At 59.9% G+C, this 23,472-nt stretch carries 16 protein-coding genes and 4 tRNA genes; 5 read left to right on the top strand and 15 right to left on the bottom strand.

Features of this window, described 5'->3' with window-relative positions; translation table 11 throughout:
• Nucleotides 1-4: 4 nt before the first annotated feature.
• The 10 genes from LRL22_RS16240 to LRL22_RS16285 all read right to left on the bottom strand — a co-directional run bounded on the left by LRL22_RS16240 (nucleotide 5) and on the right by LRL22_RS16285 (nucleotide 16,506).
• Nucleotides 5-688, bottom strand: coding sequence for a response regulator (locus LRL22_RS16240; protein ID WP_005355774.1), 684 nt, complete (start codon nucleotides 686-688; stop codon nucleotides 5-7).
• On the bottom strand, nucleotides 688-3,276 hold the full coding sequence (locus LRL22_RS16245) for a sensor histidine kinase (RefSeq protein WP_270905878.1): 2,589 nt from the start codon (nucleotides 3,274-3,276) through the stop codon (nucleotides 688-690). The genes LRL22_RS16240 and LRL22_RS16245 overlap by 1 nt, the downstream gene beginning before the upstream one ends.
• A 126-nt stretch (nucleotides 3,277-3,402) precedes the next feature.
• Complete coding sequence (locus LRL22_RS16250) at nucleotides 3,403-3,930, bottom strand: potassium-transporting ATPase subunit C (RefSeq protein ID WP_204482033.1); 528 nt, start codon at nucleotides 3,928-3,930, stop codon at nucleotides 3,403-3,405.
• A 62-nt stretch (nucleotides 3,931-3,992) separates the two neighbouring features.
• Complete coding sequence (gene kdpB / locus LRL22_RS16255) at nucleotides 3,993-6,050, bottom strand: potassium-transporting ATPase subunit KdpB (protein ID WP_270905879.1); 2,058 nt, start codon at nucleotides 6,048-6,050, stop codon at nucleotides 3,993-3,995.
• 67 nt (nucleotides 6,051-6,117) lie between these two features.
• The gene (gene kdpA / locus LRL22_RS16260) at nucleotides 6,118-7,812 is read right to left on the bottom strand and encodes a potassium-transporting ATPase subunit KdpA (RefSeq protein ID WP_270905880.1); all 1,695 of its coding nucleotides are present in this window, start codon (nucleotides 7,810-7,812) and stop codon (nucleotides 6,118-6,120) included.
• A gap of 359 nt (nucleotides 7,813-8,171) precedes the next feature.
• On the bottom strand, nucleotides 8,172-9,521 hold the full coding sequence (gene gorA, locus LRL22_RS16265) for a glutathione-disulfide reductase (RefSeq protein ID WP_100652171.1): 1,350 nt from the start codon (nucleotides 9,519-9,521) through the stop codon (nucleotides 8,172-8,174).
• A 76-nt stretch (nucleotides 9,522-9,597) separates the two neighbouring features.
• The gene (locus LRL22_RS16270) at nucleotides 9,598-11,565 is read right to left on the bottom strand and encodes an ATP-binding protein (RefSeq protein ID WP_245148451.1); all 1,968 of its coding nucleotides are present in this window, start codon (nucleotides 11,563-11,565) and stop codon (nucleotides 9,598-9,600) included.
• Between the two features lie 118 nt (nucleotides 11,566-11,683).
• Nucleotides 11,684-14,764 carry a multidrug efflux RND transporter permease subunit gene (locus LRL22_RS16275; RefSeq protein WP_042054370.1) on the bottom strand — a complete coding sequence of 1,027 codons (3,081 nt, stop codon included), beginning with the start codon at nucleotides 14,762-14,764 and terminating at the stop codon, nucleotides 11,684-11,686.
• 15 nt (nucleotides 14,765-14,779) lie between these two features.
• Nucleotides 14,780-15,913 carry an efflux RND transporter periplasmic adaptor subunit gene (locus LRL22_RS16280; RefSeq protein WP_005355753.1) on the bottom strand — a complete coding sequence of 378 codons (1,134 nt, stop codon included), beginning with the start codon at nucleotides 15,911-15,913 and terminating at the stop codon, nucleotides 14,780-14,782.
• Nucleotides 15,910-16,506, bottom strand: a complete 597-nt coding sequence (locus LRL22_RS16285; RefSeq protein ID WP_005339267.1) for a TetR/AcrR family transcriptional regulator — start codon at nucleotides 16,504-16,506, stop codon at nucleotides 15,910-15,912. The genes LRL22_RS16280 and LRL22_RS16285 overlap by 4 nt, the downstream gene beginning before the upstream one ends.
• 232 nt (nucleotides 16,507-16,738) lie before the next feature.
• On the opposite strand from LRL22_RS16285, the gene LRL22_RS16290 reads away from it, so the two are divergent.
• The 5 genes from LRL22_RS16290 (at nucleotide 16,739) to LRL22_RS16310 (ending at nucleotide 17,896) form a co-directional block, all read left to right on the top strand.
• Nucleotides 16,739-16,815: transfer RNA gene (locus LRL22_RS16290), tRNA-Arg, on the top strand.
• Nucleotides 16,816-16,866: 51 nt separating this feature from the next.
• Nucleotides 16,867-16,942 (top strand) — tRNA-His (locus LRL22_RS16295).
• A 20-nt stretch (nucleotides 16,943-16,962) separates the two neighbouring features.
• Nucleotides 16,963-17,048 (top strand) — tRNA-Leu (locus LRL22_RS16300).
• A gap of 76 nt (nucleotides 17,049-17,124) precedes the next feature.
• Nucleotides 17,125-17,201 (top strand) — tRNA-Pro (locus LRL22_RS16305).
• Between the two features lie 179 nt (nucleotides 17,202-17,380).
• Nucleotides 17,381-17,896 carry a ricin-type beta-trefoil lectin domain protein gene (locus tag LRL22_RS16310; protein WP_042054371.1) on the top strand — a complete coding sequence of 172 codons (516 nt, stop codon included), beginning with the start codon at nucleotides 17,381-17,383 and terminating at the stop codon, nucleotides 17,894-17,896.
• A 34-nt stretch (nucleotides 17,897-17,930) separates the two neighbouring features.
• Here the strand turns inward: LRL22_RS16310 and LRL22_RS16315 are convergent, their stop codons facing one another.
• From LRL22_RS16315 to spoT, 5 genes are all read right to left on the bottom strand, one after another.
• Nucleotides 17,931-18,746 carry a Cof-type HAD-IIB family hydrolase gene (locus LRL22_RS16315; RefSeq protein WP_181223383.1) on the bottom strand — a complete coding sequence of 272 codons (816 nt, stop codon included), beginning with the start codon at nucleotides 18,744-18,746 and terminating at the stop codon, nucleotides 17,931-17,933.
• An 89-nt stretch (nucleotides 18,747-18,835) separates the two neighbouring features.
• Nucleotides 18,836-19,876: an alpha/beta fold hydrolase gene (locus LRL22_RS16320; protein ID WP_270905881.1), complete on the bottom strand. Its 1,041-nt coding sequence runs from the start codon at nucleotides 19,874-19,876 to the stop codon at nucleotides 18,836-18,838.
• Nucleotides 19,876-20,535, bottom strand: a complete 660-nt coding sequence (locus LRL22_RS16325; protein ID WP_266135177.1) for a CatB-related O-acetyltransferase — start codon at nucleotides 20,533-20,535, stop codon at nucleotides 19,876-19,878. The genes LRL22_RS16320 and LRL22_RS16325 overlap by 1 nt, the downstream gene beginning before the upstream one ends.
• Nucleotides 20,535-21,266, bottom strand: a complete 732-nt coding sequence (gene trmH, locus LRL22_RS16330) for a tRNA (guanosine(18)-2'-O)-methyltransferase TrmH (protein WP_159162642.1) — start codon at nucleotides 21,264-21,266, stop codon at nucleotides 20,535-20,537. Before trmH ends, LRL22_RS16325 begins: the two co-directional genes overlap by 1 nt.
• Before the next feature lie 44 nt (nucleotides 21,267-21,310).
• Nucleotides 21,311-23,428 carry a bifunctional GTP diphosphokinase/guanosine-3',5'-bis pyrophosphate 3'-pyrophosphohydrolase gene (spoT, locus tag LRL22_RS16335; RefSeq protein ID WP_005339255.1) on the bottom strand — a complete coding sequence of 706 codons (2,118 nt, stop codon included), beginning with the start codon at nucleotides 23,426-23,428 and terminating at the stop codon, nucleotides 21,311-21,313.
• Nucleotides 23,429-23,472 lie beyond the last annotated feature (44 nt).

Genomic DNA, 23,472 nt, shown 5'->3' on the forward strand with positions numbered 1-23,472 from the left:
AACGTCAGTTGCCGATAAAGCGGTAGCCGATACCAGATTCGGTCTCGATAAGCGTCGGTTGCTGGGGGTTATCCCCCAGCTTTTTGCGCAGACTGGCGATGACGATGCGCAGGTAGTGGGTATCCTCCTTGTGGCTCGGCCCCCAGATGTCGTTGAGCAGCTGGGTCTGCATCACCAGCTTGCCGGGGTGGCACACCAGTGCTTGCAGCAGGGCGAACTCTTTGCGGGAGAGGGGGATCTCCTCCTCCTTCATGGTCACCTTGTGGCTGCTGATATCCAGCGTCAGGCCGCATTGGGGGAAGTGGCGCCGCTCGCCGCTGCTGACGCCAGCCCGCTGGCGCAAGAGCACACGGATGCGGGCCATCATCTCGCCGATGCCGAACGGCTTGCTCATGTAGTCGTTGGCGCCGGCATCGAGCAGCCGCACCTTCTCCTGCTCCGAATCGCGGGCCGACAGCACCAGCACAGGATTGGGGTGGTGTTCGCGAATGGCCTGCAGTACCTGAATGCCATCGCCGTCAGGCAGGCCGAGATCGAGGATCACCAGATCGGGGTTGAGGTGGCGATACTGCTCCAGCCCTTCATTGACCCCCACCGCCTCACTCACCTGATGCCCCTCGGCAATCAGGCTGATCCGCAGAAAGCGACGGATCGCCGCTTCATCATCTATGACCAGAATGTGCGCCATCAGACCTCCGGTGAATTGAGCGCGAGCGGCAGGGAGATGCGCATGCAGGTTCCGTTGCCATTGGGGCCGGAGAAGGCCCAAATCTTGCCGCCGTGGGCCTCTATCATAGCGCGGGAAATGGCGAGGCCAAGCCCAGTGCCACGGCTGCCGCAATCACCCACCGGCTGGGTGTAGAAGAGGTTGAAGATCTTCTCCCGATCCGATTCGGCGATACCGACCCCGATATCGATGATGTCGATGATGAGGTCGGGTTCGGCCACCATCACCTTGAACTCGATGGGGGTGCCTGCCGGCGAGTAGCGGGAGGCGTTGTCGAGGATGTTGACCAGCACCTGCTCGATCAGGGCGCCATGGACATAGAGCTGGGGCACATGCTGATCGAAATGGACCAGCAGCTTGTGCTGGCGCCAGGAGGAGTCGAGCCGCTTGCGGGCGCTCTCCACCAGATCCGCCAGATCGACCCAGTCCCGTTTCAGCTGGAAGTCGGGGGAGCCGATGCGGGTCATATCCAGCAGATTCTGCACATAGCTGTGCAGGCGGCGCGCCTCCTCCTGCACCGAGTGGAGCAGTTCGTCACGGTCTTCGGCGGGGATCCGGTCACCATATTCCAGCAGGGTGCTGCCAGCCCCCATGATGGTCGCCAAGGGGGTCTTCAAATCGTGGGAGACCGAGGAAAGCAAGGCTGCGCGCATCCGGTCGGTCTCCGCCTGCAGCTGGCTGTCGGCCAGCCGCTCGTTGAGGTCGATCCGCGCCAGCGCGGCGCGAATGTCGGTGAGCAGCGCCTGCAGCTGATGCTCGGCGGAGGAGGAGAGCGGATTGGCCAGCGTTATGCCGATCACCAGATCATCGCTGAGGTGGTGATACTGGGCCTCGGCGGCATTGAGGGTCGCAGTGTGGGCCCCGGCGCTCTGCTTCTGGGCCAGACACCAGTCGATGGCCGCCTTGTCGGTCTGGCCGGGCCTGTGCTTCTCGTTGCCGAGCCGATCGTTGAACTCCTTGTCGATCACCACGGTCGGCTGGCCCAGTGCCAGCGAGATCGCTTGTGCCCCTTGTCTGAGCACCTCCTCCGGGCTGCTGGCAGTGGCCAACCCCTGACTGAGGGAGAGCAGGGCATTGCCCAACTGCTGGGTCTCGCGCAGACCGATCAGCTGTTGCCGCTGGCGGGAGGCGAGCCGTCCCGCCGTCATACCGACGATAAGCAGCACAAACAGGGTGAGCAGGTCGCTGTGGTTGGCGACGCTCAGGGAGAAGTAGGGGGCGGTGAACAGCAGGTTGTGGGCGATAAAGCCCAGCACTGCCGCCAGTGTGGCGGGCACCAGACTGGTGGTGAGGGCAGTCGCCAGCACCCCCAGTACAAAGATGAGCGGTAACGCCGCGGGCGGCAGCCAGTAGGATAGCCCCCAGGCGGCGGCCGAGGTGATCCCCATGATGGTCACCGCCAGCAGGCTGTGGTGAATATCTTTCGGGGTCGGGACGCGCATCCCCACTTCGGGCTTCTGCTTCTCGGTATCGACCAGCGTGATTTCGAGCCCCTGCGCCTGTTTGAGCAGGTGTTGCACCAGCGAGCGGCGCCACGGCGCCTTGTGAGGTTTGCCGAGCAGCAGCTGGGAGACCTGCTGCTGTTCGGCGGTCTCCAGCAGGGTGTTGGCGACCGCCGGGCTGGATAGCGTCAGCACCTTGGCACCGAGGTGGGAGGCGAGCGCCAGCGCCTGCTCCACATCGGCAGAGCGGCGGCCATTGCTGTCGACATGCACCACCAGCCACGGGAGCTGACGGCGCTGGGCAAAGCGGTGGCCGTAGCGCACCAGTGCCGAGCCGTGCAGGTCACCGAGGCAAACCATCAGCTTGCCCCGCAGCGGCAAGGTGCTCTTGCCTGCTGCCTGCCACTGCAGTTGCAGATCGCCCTCCACATGGCTGGCGGCGGTCTGCATCGCCAGTTCCCGCAATGCGGTGAGGTTGTTGAGGGAGAAGAAGGATTGCAGCGCAGCCTTGGCCTGATGGGGCACATAGACCTTGCCCTCCTTGAGGCGGCCGAGCAGCTCCTTGGGGGGCAGGTCGATCAGCACCAGACTGTCGGCTTCCAGCAGCACCTGATCTGGCAGAGTCTCTTTCACCCTGACCCCGGTGAGCTGCCACACCAGATCGTTGAGGCTCTCCAGATGCTGGACGTTGAGGGTGCTGTAGACGTCGATACCTGCGTTGAGCAGCTCCTCCACATCCTGCCAGCGCTTCTCGTGGCGGCTGCCGGGGGCGTTGCTGTGGGCCAGCTCGTCCACCACGGCGATGGCCGGTTTGCGGGCGAGCAGGCCGTCGAGGTCCATCTCCTCCAGTCGCTGCTGGCGGTGCATGTGGATCTTGCGCGGCATGATGGCGAGCTTGTCGAGCAGAGCCAGGGTCTCCTGACGGCCGTGGGTTTCCACCACGCCGATCAGGATGTCGACCCCCTCTTTGGCCTGCTCCCGCACCGCCTGCAGCATGGCGTAGGTCTTGCCCACGCCGGGAGCGGCGCCGAGAAACACCTTCAGCTTGCCCTTGTGCTCCTGTTCCAGGCTCGCCAGCAGGGCGTCGGCCCTTACCTCATCACGCATCCCCATGCTCCTGCATCAGACTCGCCAGCAGGGCGTCGGCGCTTGCTACATCAGCCATTGTTATCCCTATCGAGCCAACCGCCCGTTTCGAAAATCGAGGTCATCACCAAACCGGAATGGGCGCCATCAGGCGCCCTTTTTATGATCCAGTTGCAGATTCAGCTGGAGAATGTTGACCACCTGCGGGCCAAGGATACCAGCTTGTGTAGCCGACTTGACCTGCTCCGTCAGTTGGGCGGGAGCCAGTCCACGTTCTTTGGCGACGCGGTCGACCTGAGCCAGCACCGCATCCAGCGGCAGGTGGGGATCGAGGCCGGAGGCGGAGCGGGTCAGCATGGCGGGGGAGCTGGTTCCCGGCTGTGCTTTGGCTGCCTGTTCGGCAAACTCTGCCCGCAGCGGTGAGCTCATCCCCAGATTGCTGGCGCTGCCGCCTATGGTGTTGAAATCGCTGGCGGAGGGACGGGGATGGAAATAGTCAGCCCGCTCGAATTTCTGCCCCAGCAGGGCGCTACCGATGAGTTGCTGTTTACTGTCGGTCAGCTGGCTGCCGTTGGCCTGCCAGGGGAACAGCAGCTGTGCCAGTCCGGTGACCGCCAGCGGGTAGGCGACCCCCAGCAGCAGGGTGAGGGTCAACAGGGTTCTGATTGCTATCATGATTCTCTTGCTCCAAATGGATGGCAGGGGATGCGGGTCTGCCCCGCATCCCGGTTATGTCGTTACACCAGACCCAGGCCGGTAATGACCAGATCGATCAGCTTGATGCCGATAAACGGCACCAGCAGGCCGCCGACACCGTAGATCAGCAGGTTGCGGCGCAGCAGGCTGGCGGCCGAGCCTTTCAGGTCGACACCACGCAGCGCCAGCGGCACCAGCGCCACAATGATCAGGGCGTTGAAGATGATGGCCGACAGGATGGCGCTCTGCGGGCTGCCCAGCTGCATCAGGTTCAGTGCCCCCAGTTGCGGGTAGGCGGCGATGAACAGGGCTGGCAGGATGGCGAAGTACTTGGCCACGTCGTTGGCGATGGAGAAGGTGGTCAGGGCGCCACGGGTCACCAGCAGCTGTTTGCCGACCAGCACCACATCCAGCAGCTTGGTGGGATTGGAGTCGAGATCCACCAGATTGCCCGCCTCCTTGGCGGCCTGGGTGCCCTCGTTCATGGCCAGACCCACGTCAGCCTGCGCCAGTGCGGGCGCATCGTTGGCGCCGTCACCGCACATGGCGACCAGACGGCCATCGGCCTGCTCCTGACGGATATAGGCGAGCTTTTTCTCCGGCGTCGCTTCGGCGATGAAGTCATCCACCCCGGCTTCGGCGGCGATAGCGGCGGCGGTTTTCGGGTTGTCGCCGGTGATCATCACGGTACGGATCCCCATGTGGCGCAGGATCTGGAAGCGAGCCTTGATACCGGGCTTGATGATGTCCTTGAGGTAGACCACCCCCAGCAGTTTCTCCTGAGCGCAGACCAGCAGCGGAGTACCACCCTGACGGGCGATGCTGTCGACTGACTTGAGCACCAGCTCAGGTACCGCCTTGCGGTCGAGGCTGAGGTAGTTCAACACGGCATCCACCGCACCCTTGCGATATTGATGACCGTTGCGATCCAGCCCGCTCAGCCGGGTTTCGGCGCTGAAGGGGATCACCTTGTCGCTCTCCAGCTGGCTCGGCTTGGCCATGCTCTTGCTGGCCAGAGTCAGGATGGATTTGCCCTCCGGGGTATTGTCACCCAGCGAGGCCAGCATGGCGGCTTGTGCCAGCAGGGCGGGGTCGACGCCCGGTGCCGGGATCAGCTCATCCGCCATCCGGTTGCCGAAGGTGATGGTGCCGGTCTTGTCCAGCAGCAGGGTGCGCACGTCACCGGCCGCTTCGACGGCACGGCCAGACTTGGCTATGACGTTCAGTTTCACCAATCGATCCATACCGGCAATACCGATGGCGGAGAGCAGGCCACCAATGGTGGTCGGGATCAGGGTGATAAAGAGGGCAATCAGGTAGAGGCGCGGGACCTGGGTGCCGTTGTAGTCGAGGAACCAGGGCAGGGTGGCGACCACCAACAGGAAGATCAGGGTCAGGCCCACCAGCAGGGCGTCGAGCGCCATCTCGTTGGGGGTCTTCTGGCGCTTGGCCCCTTCCACCAGTGCGATCATCCGATCCAGCGTGCTTTCGCCCGGATTGTTGCTGACGCGCACCCAGATCTCGTCTGAAACGACGGTGGTATTGCCGGTTACACCGCTGCGATCGGTACCCGACTCGCGAATGACGGGGGCGGATTCGCCTGTGATGGCGGCCTCGTTGACCGAGGCGATGCCGGCGATCACCTCGCCGTCGGCCGGGATCATCTCGCCGCTGCGTACCAGCACCAGATCCCCCTTCATCAGGCTGGTGGCGGGTACCCACTCGCCCTGACCATCTTTGGCATTCGCCACACGACGGGCCTTGAGCTGGCTCATGCCCGCTTTCAGGCTGTCGGCGCGAGCCTTGCCGCGCCCCTCGGCCAGGGTTTCCGCGAAGTTGGCAAACCAGAGAGTAAGCCAGAGCCAGGCGGTCAGCTGCCAGGCCAGCGAGGGGGCGACGCCGGAGAAAGGCTGCCCCAGCAGGGACTCCACGGTCGCCATGACTGCGGCCAGCCAGAGGGTAAACAGGATAGGGCTGCCAAACAGCGCCTTGGGATTGAAGCGATAGAGGGCCTCAACCATTGCCTGGATGATTTGTGATTTCTGTTTTTTGCCCTTCACCAACATGGTGTCGGTGCTCATTGCAGTGGACTTGCTCATTGGAAAGCTCCCAGCATCAGATAGTTGGCCATTGGCATCCGGATGGTGATCGACAGGGTCAGGTTCATCAGAATGCACCTCCGATCAGACTCAGATGTTCGGCCACTGGGCCCAGTGCCAGTACCGGCAGGAAGGATAGGCCACCTATCAGCAGGACGGTGATGATCAGCAGGGTAACGAACAGCGGGCCGCTGATGGGGAAGTCCCCTTCGCTCGTCTCCTGACGGGGCGCGCGGGCCAGCTGACCGGCAATGGCCAGTACCGGAATGATGTAGCCGAAGCGACCGAGCAGCATGGCCAGACCGATGGCGATGCACTGCCAGTTGTCACCGGCGGCAAAACCGGCGAAGGCGGAGCCGTTGTTGCCGGCAGCCGAGGCGTAGGCATAGATGAGGCGTGACAGACCGTGCGGGCCATCATGGCCGATGATGGTGCTGGCATCCGGCATCAGCAGGGTGATACCACCGATCACCAAAACACCGACCGGCATTACCAGCATGCTGGCGACCACCCACTTCATCTCGGTGATACCGAGCCGTTTGCCCAGATAGGTCGGGGTACGTCCCACCATCAGGCCGCACAGGAACACGGTCAGCAACACGAACAGCATCATGCCGTAAATACCGGAGCCGACGCCGCCGAAGATAACCTCGCCCAGCAGCATATTGATCATGCCCACCATGCCACCGAGCGGAGTAAAGCTGTCGTGCATGGCATTGACGGCACCGTTGGAGGCGGCAGTAGTCGCCACTTCCCAGATGCTGGAGAGCACAGGGCCGAAGCGGCTCTCCTTGCCTTCCCAGTTGCCAGTCATGTTGCTGGCGTCAGTGGTGAGCTGGGCGAGGGCGTGATCCGGTTTCAGCTCCTGGGAGAGGGAGACGAAGAGCCCCAGCACCAGCATGAGGGTCATGGCGCCGAGAATGGCGCGGCTGTGGGCCATGTCTTTCACATAGCGGCCTAGAGTAAAGACCATGGCGGCGGCGATGGTAAGCAGGGCGACCATCTCCAGCCAGTTGGAGAGGGCGGTCGGGTTCTCGAACGGATGTGCCGAGTTGATGCCGAAGAAGCCGCCGCCGTTGGAGCCCAGCTGCTTGATGGCGATCTGAGAGGCCGCCGGGCCGAGGGGCAGCAACTGCTCCTGACCTTCCACACCGTGGAACGGCAGATATGCGGAGAGGCTTTGCGGCACCCCTTGCCATACCAGCACCAGCGCCATGATCAGCGCGATGGGCAGCAGCACATAGAGGCAGAAGCGCACCAGATCCTGCCAGAAGTTGCCAAGGTTGATGGTCTGCTGACGGGCGATACCGCGGAACAGGGCAATGGCGACGGCTGCGCCCGTCCCTGCGGAGACGAAGTTCTGGGTGGTCAGGCCCACCATCTGGCTGAAGTAGGAGAGGCTGGCCTCACCGGAATAGGCTTGCCAGTTGGTGTTGGTCATAAAGCTGACTGCGGTGTTGAAGGCGAGTTGCCAGCTCAGACCCGGCAGTTGTTGCGGGTTGAGGGGCAGCAACCCCTGCGCCATCAGGATCAGGAACAGCAGACCGAAACCGGCGCCGTTGAAGGCCAGCAGGCTGAGGGCGTAGGACTTCCAGTCCTGCTCCCGTCCATCGGTGCCACAGCAAGCCAGCGTGGCGCGCTCGACCGGTGCCAGCCAGCGGATTTTGCCTTCAAATACCCGGTAGATGTAGTTGCCCAGCAGCGGTGCCGGCAGCAGAACCAGCAGCACGAAGGCCACCGGATAGATAATTTCTTGCTGCATATAGGTAGTCCCTCACTCGTGACTGCGCGTGAGTGCGCGCATCAGATAGGCCATCAAGGCGAGGACGAGCAGCAGATATAGCCAATTCATATCGACTCCATTGAGATAATTAGCTGCGAGAGCCGATGTAAGATCATATCGACTCTGTTGGTGTCATTGACGCTGAAAAGGGTATGTAAAACAGGCGTAAAGGCGCCATAAAGCGCCATGTGGCAGGCGTAAAATCGGCGTAAAGAACGACGGATTTGCGAGAGAAATGGCGAGGAGGGATCAAAAAACCCGGCCTGAGCCGGGTTTGGGTGAAGGGGTTACATGGCTGTAGACGCCGGCTGCTCGTGACAGGCCAACTTCATCTGCCCTTAGCGCATAGTGACGAACTCTTCCGCGCTGGTCGGATGGATAGCAACGCAGTTGTCGAAGTCCGCCTTGGTGGCCCCCATCTTCATGGCGACGCCAAAGCCTTGCAGGATCTCGTCCATGGCAAAGCCGATACCATGCAGACCGACCACCTTCTCTTCCGGGCCGACACAGACCAGCTTCATCCGGGTGGGCTGGCGATGCTGGGTCAGTGCCGAGTACATGGCGGTGAACTGGCTGCGGTAGACCTTCACCTGGTCCTCGCCGTATTCGGCGATAGCTTCAGGTTCGGTCATGCCGATGGTGCCGATGGGCGGGTGGCTGAACACCACGGTCGGTACCAGATCGTAGTTGAGGTGCTCGTTCGGCTTGTTGTTGAACAGCCGTTCGGAGAGGCGACGGCCCGCAGCGACGGCCACCGGGGTGAGCTGGATGCGACCCGTGTTGTCACCCACTGCATAGATGTTGGCGACGGCGGTGTTCTGGAACTTGTCGGTCGGGATAAAGCCCTTCTCGTCCAGCGTGATGCCAGCGGCAGCCAGATTGAGGTTGTCGGTAGCCGGTACCCGGCCGATGGCCCAGATCAGGCAGTCGACGGTGAGATGGCGGCCATCTTCCAGTTGCAGGGTCAGGCTGTTGTCAGCGTTCTTGAGCACGGCTTTGGGAATGGCGTGGGTGTGCAGCTTGGGCCCTTCCTGCGCCATGATTTCGACCAGTGTCTCGTGGATCATGGGGTCGAAGTTGCGCAGCGGTGCGTGCTTGCGCACCACCAGATGGGTCTCTGAGCCGAGTGCCTGCATCACCCCGGCGATCTCGACTGCGATGTAGCCAGCTCCAACCACGGCAACCCGCTTGGGCTGGCTTTGCAGGTCAAAGAAACCGTCGGAGTCGATACCCAGCTCGGCACCCGGGATGGCCGGAATTTCCGGGCGGCCACCGGTAGCGATCAGGATATGATCGGCCGTGTAGTGCTCGCCATTAACCTCGATGGTGTTGCTGCTGACGAAGCGGGCGAAGCCCTTGATGACGGTGATCTGGTTCTTGCCCAGCACGTTCTGATAGGACTGGTGAATGCGGCCTATGTAGGCCTGGCGGGACTCGACCAGCTTGGCCCAGTTGAAGTGGTTGAGGGTGGTGTCAAAGCCGTAGTCTGCGCCATATTTCAGGGCATCGGCGATCTGGCCTGCATACCACATAGCCTTCTTCGGTACGCAGCCTACGTTGACGCAGGTTCCACCCAACTCTTTGGCTTCAATCAGGGCAACTTTCTTACCGTACATGGCAGCCCGGTTGGCCGAGGCGATGCCGCCGCTGCCGCCGCCGATGGCGATATAGTCAAAATGCTGTGCCATTGCGAGGTTCTCCGCTCATTAAGAATGCAATCACAGCATGATGGGGATAAAGCGGCTGGCTCACAAGAGCCAGCGCTCAGTTATGTTGGATCGGCAGGCGAATATGGAACTGGGCGCCCTGGCCCGGTTCGCTGGCACAGCTGATACGGCCTTTCAGCAGTTGCACCACCAGATTGTAGATGATGTGAGTGCCCAGACCGCTGCCACCCTGACCCCGCTTGGAGGTGACGAAGGGATCGAAGATGCGCGGCAAGATTTCTGGCGGGATGCCGCGACCGTTGTCCGAATAGTCGATAAACAGCTCCTCTCCCTGCTGTTCCACCTTGATGGTGATCTTCTTCGGTTTGTCCCAGTTGTCGAACCCGTGGTTGATGGAGTTGAGGATCAGGTTCGAGTAGATCTGGGTAAAACTGCCCGGGAAGGAGAAGATAGACAGCTTGGGATCGCACTGGATATCCACTTCGCACTGGCTCTTCTTCAGTTTGTGGCCAAGCGAGACCACTACCTGATGGAGGTTGTCGGCGAGGCTGAAGTTGTAGCGTGCTTCCGATGACTGGTCGACAGCCACCTGTTTGAAGCTGGCGATCAGCTCGGAGGCGCGCCGCAGGTTGCTCTGCAGCAGCTGCATCGACTCGTCGAGGTTGACGGTAAACTCGTTGAGATAGGAGCGAGACAGCTGTTTTGACTCTATATGAGATTTGAAATCGGCGACCCGTTCCTGCAGGTAGGAAGAGGCGGTCACACTGATGCCGATGGGGGTATTGATCTCATGTGCCACCCCGGCCACCAGCGAGCCGAGGGAGGCCATCTTCTCCGACTCCACAAGGGTCTGCTGGGCTTGTTTCAGGTCGTCGTACGCCTTGCCCAGCTGGTTGTTAGCTTCGCTCAGGCTGCGGGTACGCTCCACCACCTTGCCTTCCAGCTGCTCGTTGAGCTGGATTATCTCCCGCTCGACCTTTTTCAGCTGGGTGATGTCGTAGCCGAAGCCGATCTGGTACTTGAGGTTCGGCCCTTCATAGAAGGGTACGAAGGTCCACTGCAGCACCAGCTCGTGGGCCTGCTGGTCATGCATGATGACCTCTTTGTCCGCCAGTGAACCTTCCGCCGCCAGAATATCGTTCAGCTCTTCCCGTTGCGCCGGGCTGACAAAGAGATCCAGCCAGTTGTGTTGCAACAGCTCCTGCTGGTGGTAGCCGGTCAGCAGTATGGCTGCCGGGTTGATGCTGGCGATGGTCAAGTCTGGTTCCATGCAGCAGATGACCATGTTGGCGGAGTTGATCAGGGTGGCGGAGAAATCCCGCTCCTGTTGCAGCTGTTCCACCGCCTGATGACGAGCGACCAGCTCGTCACGTAGCCGGGTGCGCATCTGGTTGAGGGTGGATACCAGGGTATCCAGTTCGTCGGGTTTCTTGCGCGGCTGCGGGCGGCCTTCCAGCTCCAGCGCCATGTCGAGCCGATCGAGGTTGAACTTCTGGGCGTAGTTGGCGATGCGGTTGATGTGCCTGACCACCAGATAGTAAATGATGATCAGGATACAAAATGAGACCACCAGGGTCTTGATGGTCTGGCTGACCATGATCAGCACTGACTTCTCAATCAGACGCTGGTAAATCTGCTCCAGCGACGCGGCGACAAACAGCTTGCCGACAATTTCCCCCTGATAGGTGAGATTGAACTCCTGGGAGATATCATAGCTTTCCCGTTCCACTCCCTGGGTCAACAGTGGCACTTCGGAGTTGCCGAGCATCTCCTTGACCATCACAAACTGCATGTTGGGCAGGTTCATGATCCCTTCGATCTGCACTTTGACCTGCTCCTCATCGAGGTTCCACAAGCTGGCGGCAATAGGTTGCAAAAAGGAGGCTTCGATCTGGCCGATGCTGTCTTCGATGACGGCAACATCCTTGCGGTAATCCCAGGCGAGTTGCAGCACCGTAATGATCATCGCCAATACGGTACTACACACCAGAATATAGGAGAGCAGGCGGTATGAGAGTCCGTTGCGGCCTACGGCCTCGGCGGTCTTGGAGATGAGTCCTGACATGGCGTCCTTGCGGTCTGGATGTTGTGTTTTTTAGTTTAACTGCTTCATGGACTTATGTCGTCTTTCCTGCGAACCATAAAAAAGGCCCCGTATCGGGGCCTTGGCAAGTGATTGATGATCAGTGTCCGCCGTTTGCCTTGGGCGGAATGGTTTCATCGAATACCGGCAAGGGTTTGTGCTCGGAAGCCAGATAGGTGTAGATCACCGGCAGTACGAACAGGGTGAACAGGGTACCGATGGCAAGGCCTGCCACGATGACGATACCGATGCTGAACCGTTGTGCTGCACCGGCGCCTGCGGCGTAGAGCAGCGGGATCAGACCGGCAATCATGGCGGCGGTGGTCATCAGGATCGGACGCAGACGCACCTTGGCGGCTTGCATCACGGCTTCCATCCGGTTCATGCCGCGCAGCAGCTGCTCTTCCTTCGCTACTTCACAGATCAGGATGCCGTGCTTGGTAATCAGACCCACCAGGGTGATGAGGCCCACCTGGGAGTAGATGTTCATGGTCGCCAGTCCCCAAGCCAAGGCAATCAAGGCCCCGCTGATGGCGAGCGGTACAGAGACCATGATGACCAGCGGGTCACGCACCGACTCGAACTGGATTGCCAGCACCAGGAAGATGATGGCAAGTGCCAGCGCGAAGGTGGCATAGAGCGCATTGCCTTCGGTGACGAACTGACGGGCTTCACCCATGAAGTCGTAACGATAGCCTTGCGGCAGCTTCTCGTCAGCGGTGGTCTGGAACCAGTTGATCGCATCACCCATGGCCACGCCCGGAGCCGGAACAGCGCCTATGGTGGCGGAGTTCAGCTGGTTGAAGTGGGGCAGGGCACGGGGCTCGCCAACCACTTCAATGGTGATCAGGCTGCCGAGCGGGATCGACTTGCCATCTGCGGCCCGCACGTAGTAGCCCTTGATGGACTCCGGATTGAGACGGTATTTGCGCTCGACCTGCGGGATCACCTCGTAGGAGCGGCCATCCAGGTCGATACGGTTGACGTAACCGTCCGCCATCATGGTGCCCATGGTGATACCGATATCCTGCATGGTGATGCCGTAGGCACCCGCCTTGTCCTTGTCGATGCGGATCTTCATGGTGGCGGAGTCGTAGTTCAGATCGAGATCCGAATAGACGAACTGACCGTTACTCTGCGCCGCTGCCAGAATTTCCCCGGCCACCAGGAACAGGCTTTCGAAGCTGTTCGGGGTGGTGATGACGAACTGGATCGGCAGACCACTCGATGCACCCGGCAGTTCCGGGAATTGGAAGGTGGTGATGGCCATACCCGGGATGTCTTTCACCAGATTGGCGACCCGATCCAGCACCTCTTTCTGGCTCGCTTCACGCTGGCTCCAGGGCACCATGGAGGCGATACCGAACGCCTGGTTGGCGTTGAACACCCCGGAGAAGACCTGGGAGAAGGCGATCTCGGGCTGGTCGTCCAGGATCTTGTTCACATCCGCCATGGTGTTTTCGATGTAGTCCAGGTTGGCGTTGGACGGTGCGGTACCCAGCACGGCCATGACCCCCTTGTCCTCTGACGGTGCCAGTTCGCTCGGGATGAACTTGAACAGCAGCGGCAGGCTGGCGAAGACGATGACGGCGAACACCACGATGACGGGGCGCTTTTTCATCACGGCGTGCAGCATGCTGTCGTAGCGATCGGTCATCCGCTCCAGCAGGTGGTGGACTGTGCTCTCGAACTTGCCCGGTTGCTCGTTGGCCTTGAGCATCTTGGAACACATCATCGGTGACAGAGTCAGGGCGATGATGCCCGAGACGAACACGGCACCGGCCAGCGTCAGGGCAAACTCTTTGAACAGAGAGCCGGTGATGCCCCCCATCAGGGCGATAGGCGCGTATACCGCCGCCAGGGTGACCGTCATGGCGATAACCGGCACCGCAATTTCACGGGTACCGATAATGGCAGCCCGGAACGGTTCTTCCCCCTCCTTGATATGACGGTCGACGTTCTCCAGCACCACGATGGCGTCATCCACCACCAGACCGATCGCCAGCACCATCGCCAGCAGGGTCATCAGGTTTATCGAGAAGCCGAACATATCCATCATCATCACTACGCCGATAAGACTGAGCGGAATGGTGATGATCGGGATGATGACCGCGCGGAACGAACCGAGGAACAGGGTGATGACCACCAGAACGATGGCGGCTGCCTCCAGGATGGTCTTGATAACCTCGTGGATGGATTCGTTGATCGCCACGGTGGAGTCATACATCACGTTGAGACGCATGGTGCTCGGCATGTTGCGCTCAAGGCTCGGCAGCAACGCCAGCACATCGTGGGCGATGTTGATGGGGTTGGCTGTCGGCGCGGCGTTGACCGCCATGACCACGGCTTCGCGTCCGTTGGCGCTGGCGCGATAGATATCGTGGCTCTTCTCGAGGGTCACCTTGGCAATGTCGGAAAGGCGGATCACCTTGCCGTCACGGGTAGCAACGACCAGACGCTTCAGTTCGTCGACATCCTTGACCTGGGTCTCGGCGTTGCCGTTGAACAGGGTAAAGTAACCGGTCGCCTGACCTGTCGCGGACTGATAGTTGTTGCTGTTGAGCACCGTCATCACGTCACTGGCAGTCAGGTTGAAGGCCGCCATCTTGGCCGGATCCAGCCATACCCGCAGGGCAAACTCGACACCGCCGTAGAGGTCAACCTTGGAGACCCCGCCCACGGTAAAGAGCTGCGGCTTGATAACCCGCTCCAGATAGTCGGTGATCTGGCTGGAGTTGAGCTCCGGGCTGGTAAAGCCGAGGTAGAGCACCGCCGTGGTTGAACCGGTGGAGGAGGTGACCGACGGGTCTTCCGCCTCTTTCGGCAACTGGGATCGCACCGAGTTCACCTTCGCCAGGATGTCGGACAGCGCGGCGTTGGGGTCGGTGTTGAGCTTCATGTACGCAGTGATGGTGGAGCTGCCCAGCTGGCTGGAGGAGGTCATGAAGTCGATGTTGTCGGCTTGCGCGACCGCCTGTTCCAGCGGCTGGGTGATGAACCCCTGGATCAGATCAGAACTGGCGCCATAGTAGCCAGTGCTGACGGTGATCACCGTGTTGGTCACCTCGGGGTATTCCCGTACCTGCATCTTGAAGATGGCCTGAAAGCCCAGCAAGGCGATCAGGAAGCTGAGCGAGATCGCCAGCACAGGCCGTTTTATAAATATGTCAGTAAATCGCATCGCAGATCTCCGCGCTTACAGCATCGGGGTTTGTGCCGGAACGGCCAGGGCGTCGTTCTCGACCACATGCACCTTGGTGTCGTTGCTCAGGCGAACCTGACCCGACAGTACGATCTGGTCACCGGCCTGGATGCCGGAGAGCACATGCACATCGTTGCCACGGCGCTCACCGGCCTTGACCACAACCTGCTTGGCTCGCAGCACTTTCACCTTGTTACCCTCTTTGTCGGTCTCTTCGCCCTCTTTGAGCACGTAGACGTTCTGACCGTAAAGGGTGAAGGAGATAGCGGTTTGCGGGATCACGATCTGATCTTTCACCGTCGGCAGAATGATGCTGGCGCGGGCGAACATACCGGAACGGAGCTGACCGTCGTTGTTCGGAATGTCTGCCTGTACCTGGATCAGGCCGCTCTGGAAGTTGACCGCAGGTTCGATGGCGGTGATGTGACCATCAAACTGGGTTTGCGGATAGGCATCCACATTGATCTTGATGGTCTGGCCCAGCTTGATTTTGGAGATATCGGTCTGGGGCACGGTGAAGCGCAGGCGCATCACGCTGGTATCTTCCAGGCGCACGATATCTGTGCCCGGCTGCAGATACTGACCGAGGAACACATTGCGCAGGCCGACCACGCCGCTAAAGGGCGCACGGACTTCACGACGGGCAATGGTCGCCTTCAGACTCTCGATATCTGCTTCCAGCGAGCGATAGGCCGCTTCGGCTTCATCCAGCTGCTCTTTGGAGATGGAGCTGGTCTTGTAGAGGTTCTGGAAACGATCGAACTTGGCTTTTGCCGCCGGCAGCTTGGCCTGGGAGGCGCGCAGATTGGCCCGCTCCACGGTGGAGTCCAGGCTCAGCAGCAGCTGGTCAGCCTTGACCGGTTTGCCCGACTCGAAGGTGATGGCATCAATAGTGCCTGCCAGTTCGGTGGAGAGGGTCACCCCCTGATTCGGCTCGATGAAGCCGATCGCTTCGATGGTCGGTACCCAATCCTGTGCCTTGGTCACCATGGCGGTGACGGGGAACTCGGGTTCCGGCCGGTTGGCCATGTACTGGGCAATCATCTTCTGTTTGAACAAATTGAAGCCGATGACGCTGCCAAACAAGGCGATCGCTATCAGCAACATAATGGCCATCCACTTTTTCATGAACAGGCTCCTGAGGTGGAAAGATTGGGGGATAAAATGGCATTCCAGCTGGCCCGGATCGCGGTTTCCAACTGCGATTCGGTCAGCGTGATGTTGTGCACCCTGCACTGCAGGGCCAGATGCATGACACTGTCCAGACTCAACACCTGGAGTGCCCGTATCGGTAAATCAATAAACAATCCTTGTTCAACGCCCTGTTCAAAAAATCGGTCCAGAGGCTCCCAGGCTGCCAGAATGACAGGATTGGTCTCCAATTCTGCCCCTAGCGGAGAGCTCTCGTACTGCAATTTGCACCGGATAGCGTTGGGTTCGTTAACAAAAATGGCATGAATATTGAGCCATAATTGGCGAAATTGTTGAAATGAAACTTTATCGATTGCTACATCGGCCATGACCATGGGCACACACTGCAAGATAGTGTGCTGGTGCAGTTGCCGGATCAGATCATCCTTGTCGCCGAAGTAGCGATAAATGGTGCCGGTGGCAACATTGGCCTTCTTGGCGACTTCCGCAATCGACAGACCATGAAAACCCCGTTCACCCAGCACCTCATGGGCCGCGTTGAAGATGCTCTCTTTTTTATCCAGAATCATCAGTGTGACTTTCGATTGAATGAACGTTCATTCATTCTAGATGGGCATCAAATCAAGTCAAGGCAGCAAGGCGATTTGCGACTGCGATCTGCCCCTTTTCGGCTGGCTGCAGGGGAATAGTGGAAGAAAAGTGCGCAATGTGCTTGAAAAAACAACGAACAGTGTTTCGGTGACAGAAAAGTGTAGACAAACCAGCAACCATCATTAATAATGCGCCCCGTTCGACAGCGTAGCGCCCGTAGCTCAGCTGGATAGAGCGCTGCCCTCCGGAGGCAGAGGTCACAGGTTCGAATCCTGTCGGGCGCACCATCAAAAGTGCGTCGGTTAAACGGGCGTTGTTGTGGAACGAAAACAGCTGTGGTGGCTGTAGCTCAGTTGGTAGAGTCCCGGATTGTGATTCCGGTTGTCGTGGGTTCGAGCCCCATCAGCCACCCCATTTTACAGCTTGTCAGGTACGCGAAGGTGGCGGAATTGGTAGACGCGCTAGCTTCAGGTGTTAGTGCCCCCCGGGTGTGAGGGTTCGAGTCCCTCTCTTCGCACCATACTTGCTGTATGACGAGGATGACCATCAGGTCGTCTTTCTTTTTTTGAAGTAAACTATTTTGAAAGAAATAGCCTCGGTGATTAGCGCAGTCCGGTAGCGCATCTGGTTTGGGACCAGAGGGTCAAAGGTTCGAATCCTTTATCACCGACCACATTTAGAAAAACCTCGCTTAGGCGGGGTTTTTTGCTTTCTGGCCTCCGCTGGGCCAGTACTCTCTCCCTGTTACGTCTGTTTACACTCTATTTGGGCAGCGCGCCCTGCCTTTCGGTTATGCTTCAGCCTCGAGTCACTGACAACCGGATGTCATCGGCCCATTTCAGGCATTTTTCCATGAATAACAAAATTTCCTTTGCTTACTCCCCCGCCATGCTGGCTGCCTTGCTGCTAGGGGGCTGTACCATCAAGCCGCCATCCACCGATGTGATGATGGGCTCCATTGCATCACAACCGCAGGAGGAGCGTTCTCTCTCCCCCTTGCTGACCAGCGGTGATTTTTGCGTTGCGGTGTCCCAGCAGAAGGTGTTGGCACAACCTTGCAGCGGAAAAGACGATCAACTGTTCGAATGGGATCTGGGTGAGTTGCGCCTGCAGGATCTCTGTTTGCAAGCCAAAAACGACAGCGAAGTGATGCTGGCACCCTGTGACGGTCAGGCGCAGTGGGAGTGGCAGAAAGACAGGCTGTTCAATAGCAAGGTCTCCCGCTGCCTCGATGTGGCCGGGCGACGTCATACCCCCGGCACGCCGCTGCGGCTGGCTGAATGCTACGGCGGGGCGAACCAGAGCTTCAGCTGGCAGCGGCCCAATCCCTGGCTGGAAACACTGAAAAAACAAAGCCTCACATGGTGAGGCTTTGTTGAATCGAATGTCGGGATGAAGAGGATCAGGCTGCGCTGACGCTCTCCAGCTCGAACAGCTTCTCCAGATAGACGGCGACGCCATCTTCGTCAGAGGTGAGGGTCTGCTCATACTCCGGCAGCGCCATTTTCAGGCGGTCATGGGCGTTGCCCATCACGATGCCGCGTCCCACCATGGTCAACATCTCGAAGTCGTTCATGCCATCGCCGAAGGCGATCGCCTCCGACATATCGAACCCGTTCTGCTCCAGCACGGCACGCACCGCATTGCCCTTATGCACCCCGGCGTGCATCACTTCGAGGCAGTCCGGCAATGAGAAGGTGACGTTGAGCTGGTCGCCATAGCGCTGGTTGAGGTGTGCCTCGATCTTCAGCAGCTTCTCGTGGTCGCCGATGTAGAACACCTTGTTGATCTGCTCTTTCGGTTCCTGTTTCAGGTCATCGACCAGACGGTAGGTGAACCCTGACTCGTCGTGGAACTGCAGCAGCCAGGGCAGCTCCTCTTCCACCACCCAGTCATCACCCTGATAGACATTGAGGTGGATAGAGGAGTCGCGCTCCAGCGCAATCAGTTCGGCGGCGATCTCGGTCGGCAGCGGCTGGTTGAAAATCAGCTGGTCCTGTTTGTCATGGACCACGGCGCCATTGGAAGTAATGAGGTAGATGTCCATCCCCAGCGCATCGCGGAAGCTGCGTACGTCAACGTGATGACGGCCGGTGGCGACCACGAATTTCACACCTTGTTCTACCAGGCGGTGCAGGGTATCCCGGGTACGGGGAGAGATCTGGTGCTGCTTGTTGAGCAGAGTGCCATCGAGATCGGATACAACTACCTTGAACATCATTACCTCGGCATCGATTGAAAACAGGGGCAGTTTACCTTAGCCCACACTGTCACCCCATTTATTTAGGGTTACAAAAAATAGCCAGCTCAGAAGCGGGCGAAAAAGTCGACCATCGCGGTCAGGGCGGGCTGGCGCTTGTCATCGGATTCGATAAACAGCTCGTGCCAGGCACCCTCGATGCGCAGTGGTTTGCCCCCTTCGCACTTGGCAATGGTGCAGAAGCGATCCTGTGCGGCATTGTCCACCACGCTGTCGTTGCCAGCCTGCAGCACCAGCAGCGGGGTTTTGATGGCGCCCGCATCGGCGATGGCGGCATCGGCACCGGTGATCCCCTGATAAATCCAGTGGGCGGTCGCGCCACCCAGCTTGATCTGCGGGTGCTGTTCGTAGATTTGGCGGAAGGCTTGATAGCGGGGCTGGCTGTGAGTCAGTTCGTTATCGGTAAAACCGTGATCCTGATAGGCTCCCTGACCGGGGCCGTAGGGAGGCTCACCAATCCAACCGCCGACCGTGCCTATGGTGCTCGCCAATCCCTTGGCCAGCCACTTGGGCAGACCGCCGAGATTGATGCCCAGCATGGGGGAGGAGAGCACGGCCGCCTTGATATCATCGGGCCAGCGCTCCAGATAGCGGGCCGAGATGGCACCGCCCATGGAGTGGGCCAGCAGGAACAGCTTGGCAGGTTGGTCCGCCATGATTATCTGGTCGTGAAACTGCTTGAGATCGAGCACATAATCGTCGAATTGGTCGACATATCCCTTCTGCGGGTCATTCAGCATCCGGCCAGACATTCCCTGACCGCGATGGTCGATGAGATAGAGGCTGTAGCCCTGACGCCAGAGATCCCACGTCAGCTCCTGATACTTGAGGTAGCTTTCGACCCGGCCATTGACGATGAGGATGGCGCGATCAACCTTCTCCTGCCGCAGCGCGGCATAGCGGATGGTCACCCCGTCCTTGCCCTTGAACTCCCCTTCAACCGCATGTTGGCGCCAGAAGTCGGGTAGGATTTGCTGGTAGAGGCTGGGTACATCGGCTTCGCTGGTGAGCTGATAGGTATTGGTCACGGCAAGGGCTCCGGCAGAAAACAGGGTCAGGGCCAACAGGGAAAGAGAGAGGGGTTTCATCAGGCACACTCCTGTTGCCAATGGTGATAAAGGGCAGCGATATCCTCCGAGCAGAGCAGCGCCATGCAGGCTTGCAAGCGAGGCAGGGGCCAGTCCCACCACTGCATCTCTTGCAGCATGAGGATCTGCTCATCGCTGAAACGACGGCGGATCGGCTGAGCCGGGTTGCCGCCGACTATGGTGTAAGGGGCCACATCCCTGGTTACCACGGCGCGGGTGGCGATGACGGCGCCATCACCTATGGTGATGCCGGGCATGATCATCGCTTCCGAGCCGATCCAGACATCGTTGCCAATCCGGGTGTCTCCCTTGCGCAGAAAGCCGCTGCGGGCCCCTTCGCCAAAGGTGTCGGGATTGAACGGGAAGGTGGAAACCCAATCCAGCCGGTGGCCCTGATTGCCCGCCAGCACGAAGGTGGCGCCCGAGCCGATGGAGCAGAACTTGCCGATGATCAGCCGATCCACCTCGCCCCAGAGGCCGCTCTCCCAGGTGTCGCGGGTCGAGCCATCGCCGAGCAGGTAACGGACGCAGTGATCCTCGAACGGCTTGCCGTGGTAGTAGCCGGAGTAGTAGCTGTAGTCGCCGGCCTCTATGTTCGGGTTGGTCAGGTGATCCCGGATGATTTGCGATTCCAGCCAGCTGCCAAAAGGGTTCTCCATCACTCCTCCTGCGGATCGTCCTGCTCGCTCTGCTGCGCCCACCCTTTGCGGGTCAGCTGCATCCGTTGCCACCACTCTTCGTCCGCCAGAATTTCACCGGCCGGGCCGAGCTGGGGGTAGGGCATCTCTTTCTCTTTGCAGAGCTGGGCATAGATGGGATATCCACCCTCGAACAGGATGCTGTTCTGCTCCTCCGGAGTGAGCGGGCAGCCGCGCTGATAGCAACCGGCCAGCTCGCGCTGACGCTGCGCTTCGTAGAGGATGGCGGCAGCAGCCACCGAGACGTTGAGGGACTGCACCATGCCCACCATGGGGATGACGATATGGTGATCGGCCAGTGCCAGCGCCTCCTCACCGATGCCATGCTTCTCCTGACCCACCAGAATGGCGGTCGGTTTGGTGTAGTCGATAGCGCGAAAATCGACGGAGCTGTCGGAGAGGTGGGTTGCCAGGATCTGCATGCCTGAAGCTTTCAGCTCGGCAACGGCTGTGCCGATATCCGGGTGCAGTTTTACATCCACCCAGTTCTGGCTGCCGCGGGCGGTGCCCTTGCGCTTGTGGATCCAGGTTTTGGGCCAGACGGCGTGTACCCGGTGGATGCCGATGGCATCGGCGGTACGCACGATGGCGGCCAGATTGTGAGGTTTGTGTACCTCTTCCATACAGACGGTCAAATCGAGCTGACGCTGGGCCAGCATGTCGGTGATGCGCTTGAAGCGTTCGGGGGTCATGGCTTGTCTCAATAAAAGCAGCAGGCGGCTTGCGCCGCCTGTGTTCAGTTCTTCTGTCGGCTCACCTTGAGCACGTTGGGCATGACGCGGATCTTGCGCATGATGTTGGCCAGGTGGATGCGGCTCTTGGTGGTGATGAGCAGGCTGACCTGATAGACCCGGCCATCCTTCTCTTCGGTGCTGATGGCGTGAATATTGGCGCCGGTGGCGGCAATCACGTTGGCCAGCTCGGCCAGCGCACCCTGATGGTTGACGATCTCGATGCTGATACCGGTGCGGAACTCCTGTTCCTGCTCCTTGTCCACTTCCCACTGCACCGGCAGGTACTTGTCCGGCTCCTTGCTGTAGCCCTTGATGTTGCGGCAGGCTTCCTGGTGGATCACCAGACCCTTGCCCGGGCTGATGTGGGCGATGATGGCATCCCCCGGGATCGGACGGCAGCAGTTGGCGAAGGTGACCAGCATGCCGTCGGCACCCTTGATCGGCATCTTCTTGCTGCTGGTTTTGGGCTGTTCTTCCGGCGGCAGTTCATCCCCCAGCATACGGCGCGCCACCATGACGCTCATGGCGTTGCCGAGGCCCACATCGGCCAGCAGCCCCTGCAGGTTCTCATGCTTGGTATCGGCCAGCACCTGTTTGATGCGCGGCTCGGGGATGTCTTCGATATTCTTGGCGCCCAGCGCATGGTTGAGCAGGCGGCGACCCAGCACCACCGACTCTTCGGTGCGCAGGTTTTTGAGGAACTGACGGATCTTGGAGCGCGCCTTGGTGGTCACCACGAAGTTGAGCCAGGCCGCGTTGGGGCGGGCGCCCGGCGCAGTGATGATCTCCACCGTCTGGCCCGAGTGCAGCGGACTGCTGAGCGGGTAGGGGTGGCGGTCGACCCGAGAACCGACGCAGGCGTGGCCGATATCGGTGTGCACCGTGTAGGCAAAGTCCACCGGCGTTGCGCCAGCGGGCAGCTCCATGATGCGCCCTTCGGGGGTAAAGACGTAGATTTCGTCGGGGAAGAGGTCGGTTTTGACCCCTTCGATAAATTCAAACGAGCTGCCGGCGCTCTGTTGCAATTCCAGCAGGCTCTGCATCCAGCGCTGGGCGCGGATCTGGGCAGTGGTGCCCGAACTGTCGCCATCCTGCTTGTAGGCCCAGTGGGCGGCAACCCCTTTGTCGGCCATCTGATCCATGAACTCGGTGCGAATTTGCACCTCCACCGGTACCCCGTGCGGCCCCACCAGAGAGGTGTGCAGCGACTGGTAGCCGTTGGTCTTGGGGATGGCGATGTAATCCTTAAAGCGGCCGGGGCGCGGTTTGTAGAGGCTGTGCATCTGCCCCAGTACCCGGTAACAGGTATCTATGTCCTTCACCTTGACCCGAAAGGCGTAGATATCCATTACCTCATGAAATTGCAGCTCTTTTTTCTCCATCTTGTTGTAGATGGAGAAGAGGTTCTTCTCGCGGCCACTGACCTGATGCTCGATCCCCGCCTCTTTCAGGCGACCGCTGATTTCGCTCTGGATGGAGTCGATGATCTCGCGACGATTGCCACGGGCGCGGCGCACCGATTCGCGCAACACGCGGGATCGCATCGGATAGAGCGCCTCGAAGCCCAGCTCTTCCAGCTCGTTCTTCATGGTGTGAATACCGAGGCGGTTGGCGATGGGGGCGAAGATTTCGAGGGTTTCCCGTGCGATGCGGCGGCGCTTGTCAGGGCGCAGCGAGCCCAGGGTGCGCATATTGTGGGTGCGGTCGGCCAGCTTGATCAGAATGACCCGGATATCCTGGGTCATCGCCATCACCATCTTGCGGAAGTTCTCGGCCTGCGCCTCTTTGCGATCGCGAAACTTCAGCTTGTCGAGCTTGGAGACCCCGGCCACCAGTTCTGCAACCGCATTGCCAAACTGTTCGGCCAGATCGGCCTTGGTGACCGAGGTATCTTCGATGACGTCGTGCAGCACGGCGGCCATCAGGGTTTCATGATCGAGGCGCATGTCACCCAGGATCCGGGCAACGGCAACAGGGTGGGTTATGTAGGGTTCGCCACTGGAACGCATCTGACCCTGGTGGGCATCACGGGCCACCACATAGGCTTGCTTGAGCTTCTCAACCTGCTCTGGCGGCAGGTAGGAACTGGCTATTTCTTTAAGGTTTTCAAATAAATACAAGACAGTCCCCGCAGCGGTGAAACGGCAATTCGTGGAATTGAGGG

It is taken from the genome of Aeromonas sp. PI_26 (genome assembly GCF_027854445.1).
GTDB classification, from domain to species: Bacteria; Pseudomonadota; Gammaproteobacteria; order Enterobacterales; family Aeromonadaceae; genus Aeromonas; species Aeromonas veronii.

Excerpts from the sequence above, each read along its gene's own strand:
- LRL22_RS16240 (WP_005355774.1), bottom strand. The coding sequence starts at position 688 with ATGGCGCACATTCTGGTCATAGATGATGAAGCGGCGATCCGTCGCTTT.
- LRL22_RS16245 (WP_270905878.1), bottom strand. The coding sequence starts at position 3,276 with ATGCGTGATGAGGTAAGGGCCGACGCCCTGCTGGCGAGCCTGGAACAG.
- LRL22_RS16250 (WP_204482033.1), bottom strand. The coding sequence starts at position 3,930 with ATGATAGCAATCAGAACCCTGTTGACCCTCACCCTGCTGCTGGGGGTC.
- kdpB (WP_270905879.1), bottom strand. The coding sequence starts at position 6,050 with ATGAGCAAGTCCACTGCAATGAGCACCGACACCATGTTGGTGAAGGGC.
- kdpA (WP_270905880.1), bottom strand. The coding sequence starts at position 7,812 with ATGCAGCAAGAAATTATCTATCCGGTGGCCTTCGTGCTGCTGGTTCTG.
- gorA (WP_100652171.1), bottom strand. The coding sequence starts at position 9,521 with ATGGCACAGCATTTTGACTATATCGCCATCGGCGGCGGCAGCGGCGGC.
- LRL22_RS16270 (WP_245148451.1), bottom strand. The coding sequence starts at position 11,565 with ATGTCAGGACTCATCTCCAAGACCGCCGAGGCCGTAGGCCGCAACGGA.
- LRL22_RS16275 (WP_042054370.1), bottom strand. The coding sequence starts at position 14,764 with ATGCGATTTACTGACATATTTATAAAACGGCCTGTGCTGGCGATCTCG.
- LRL22_RS16280 (WP_005355753.1), bottom strand. The coding sequence starts at position 15,913 with ATGAAAAAGTGGATGGCCATTATGTTGCTGATAGCGATCGCCTTGTTT.
- LRL22_RS16285 (WP_005339267.1), bottom strand. The coding sequence starts at position 16,506 with ATGATTCTGGATAAAAAAGAGAGCATCTTCAACGCGGCCCATGAGGTG.
- LRL22_RS16310 (WP_042054371.1), top strand. The coding sequence starts at position 17,381 with ATGAATAACAAAATTTCCTTTGCTTACTCCCCCGCCATGCTGGCTGCC.
- LRL22_RS16315 (WP_181223383.1), bottom strand. The coding sequence starts at position 18,746 with ATGTTCAAGGTAGTTGTATCCGATCTCGATGGCACTCTGCTCAACAAG.
- LRL22_RS16320 (WP_270905881.1), bottom strand. The coding sequence starts at position 19,876 with ATGAAACCCCTCTCTCTTTCCCTGTTGGCCCTGACCCTGTTTTCTGCC.
- LRL22_RS16325 (WP_266135177.1), bottom strand. The coding sequence starts at position 20,535 with ATGGAGAACCCTTTTGGCAGCTGGCTGGAATCGCAAATCATCCGGGAT.
- trmH (WP_159162642.1), bottom strand. The coding sequence starts at position 21,266 with ATGACCCCCGAACGCTTCAAGCGCATCACCGACATGCTGGCCCAGCGT.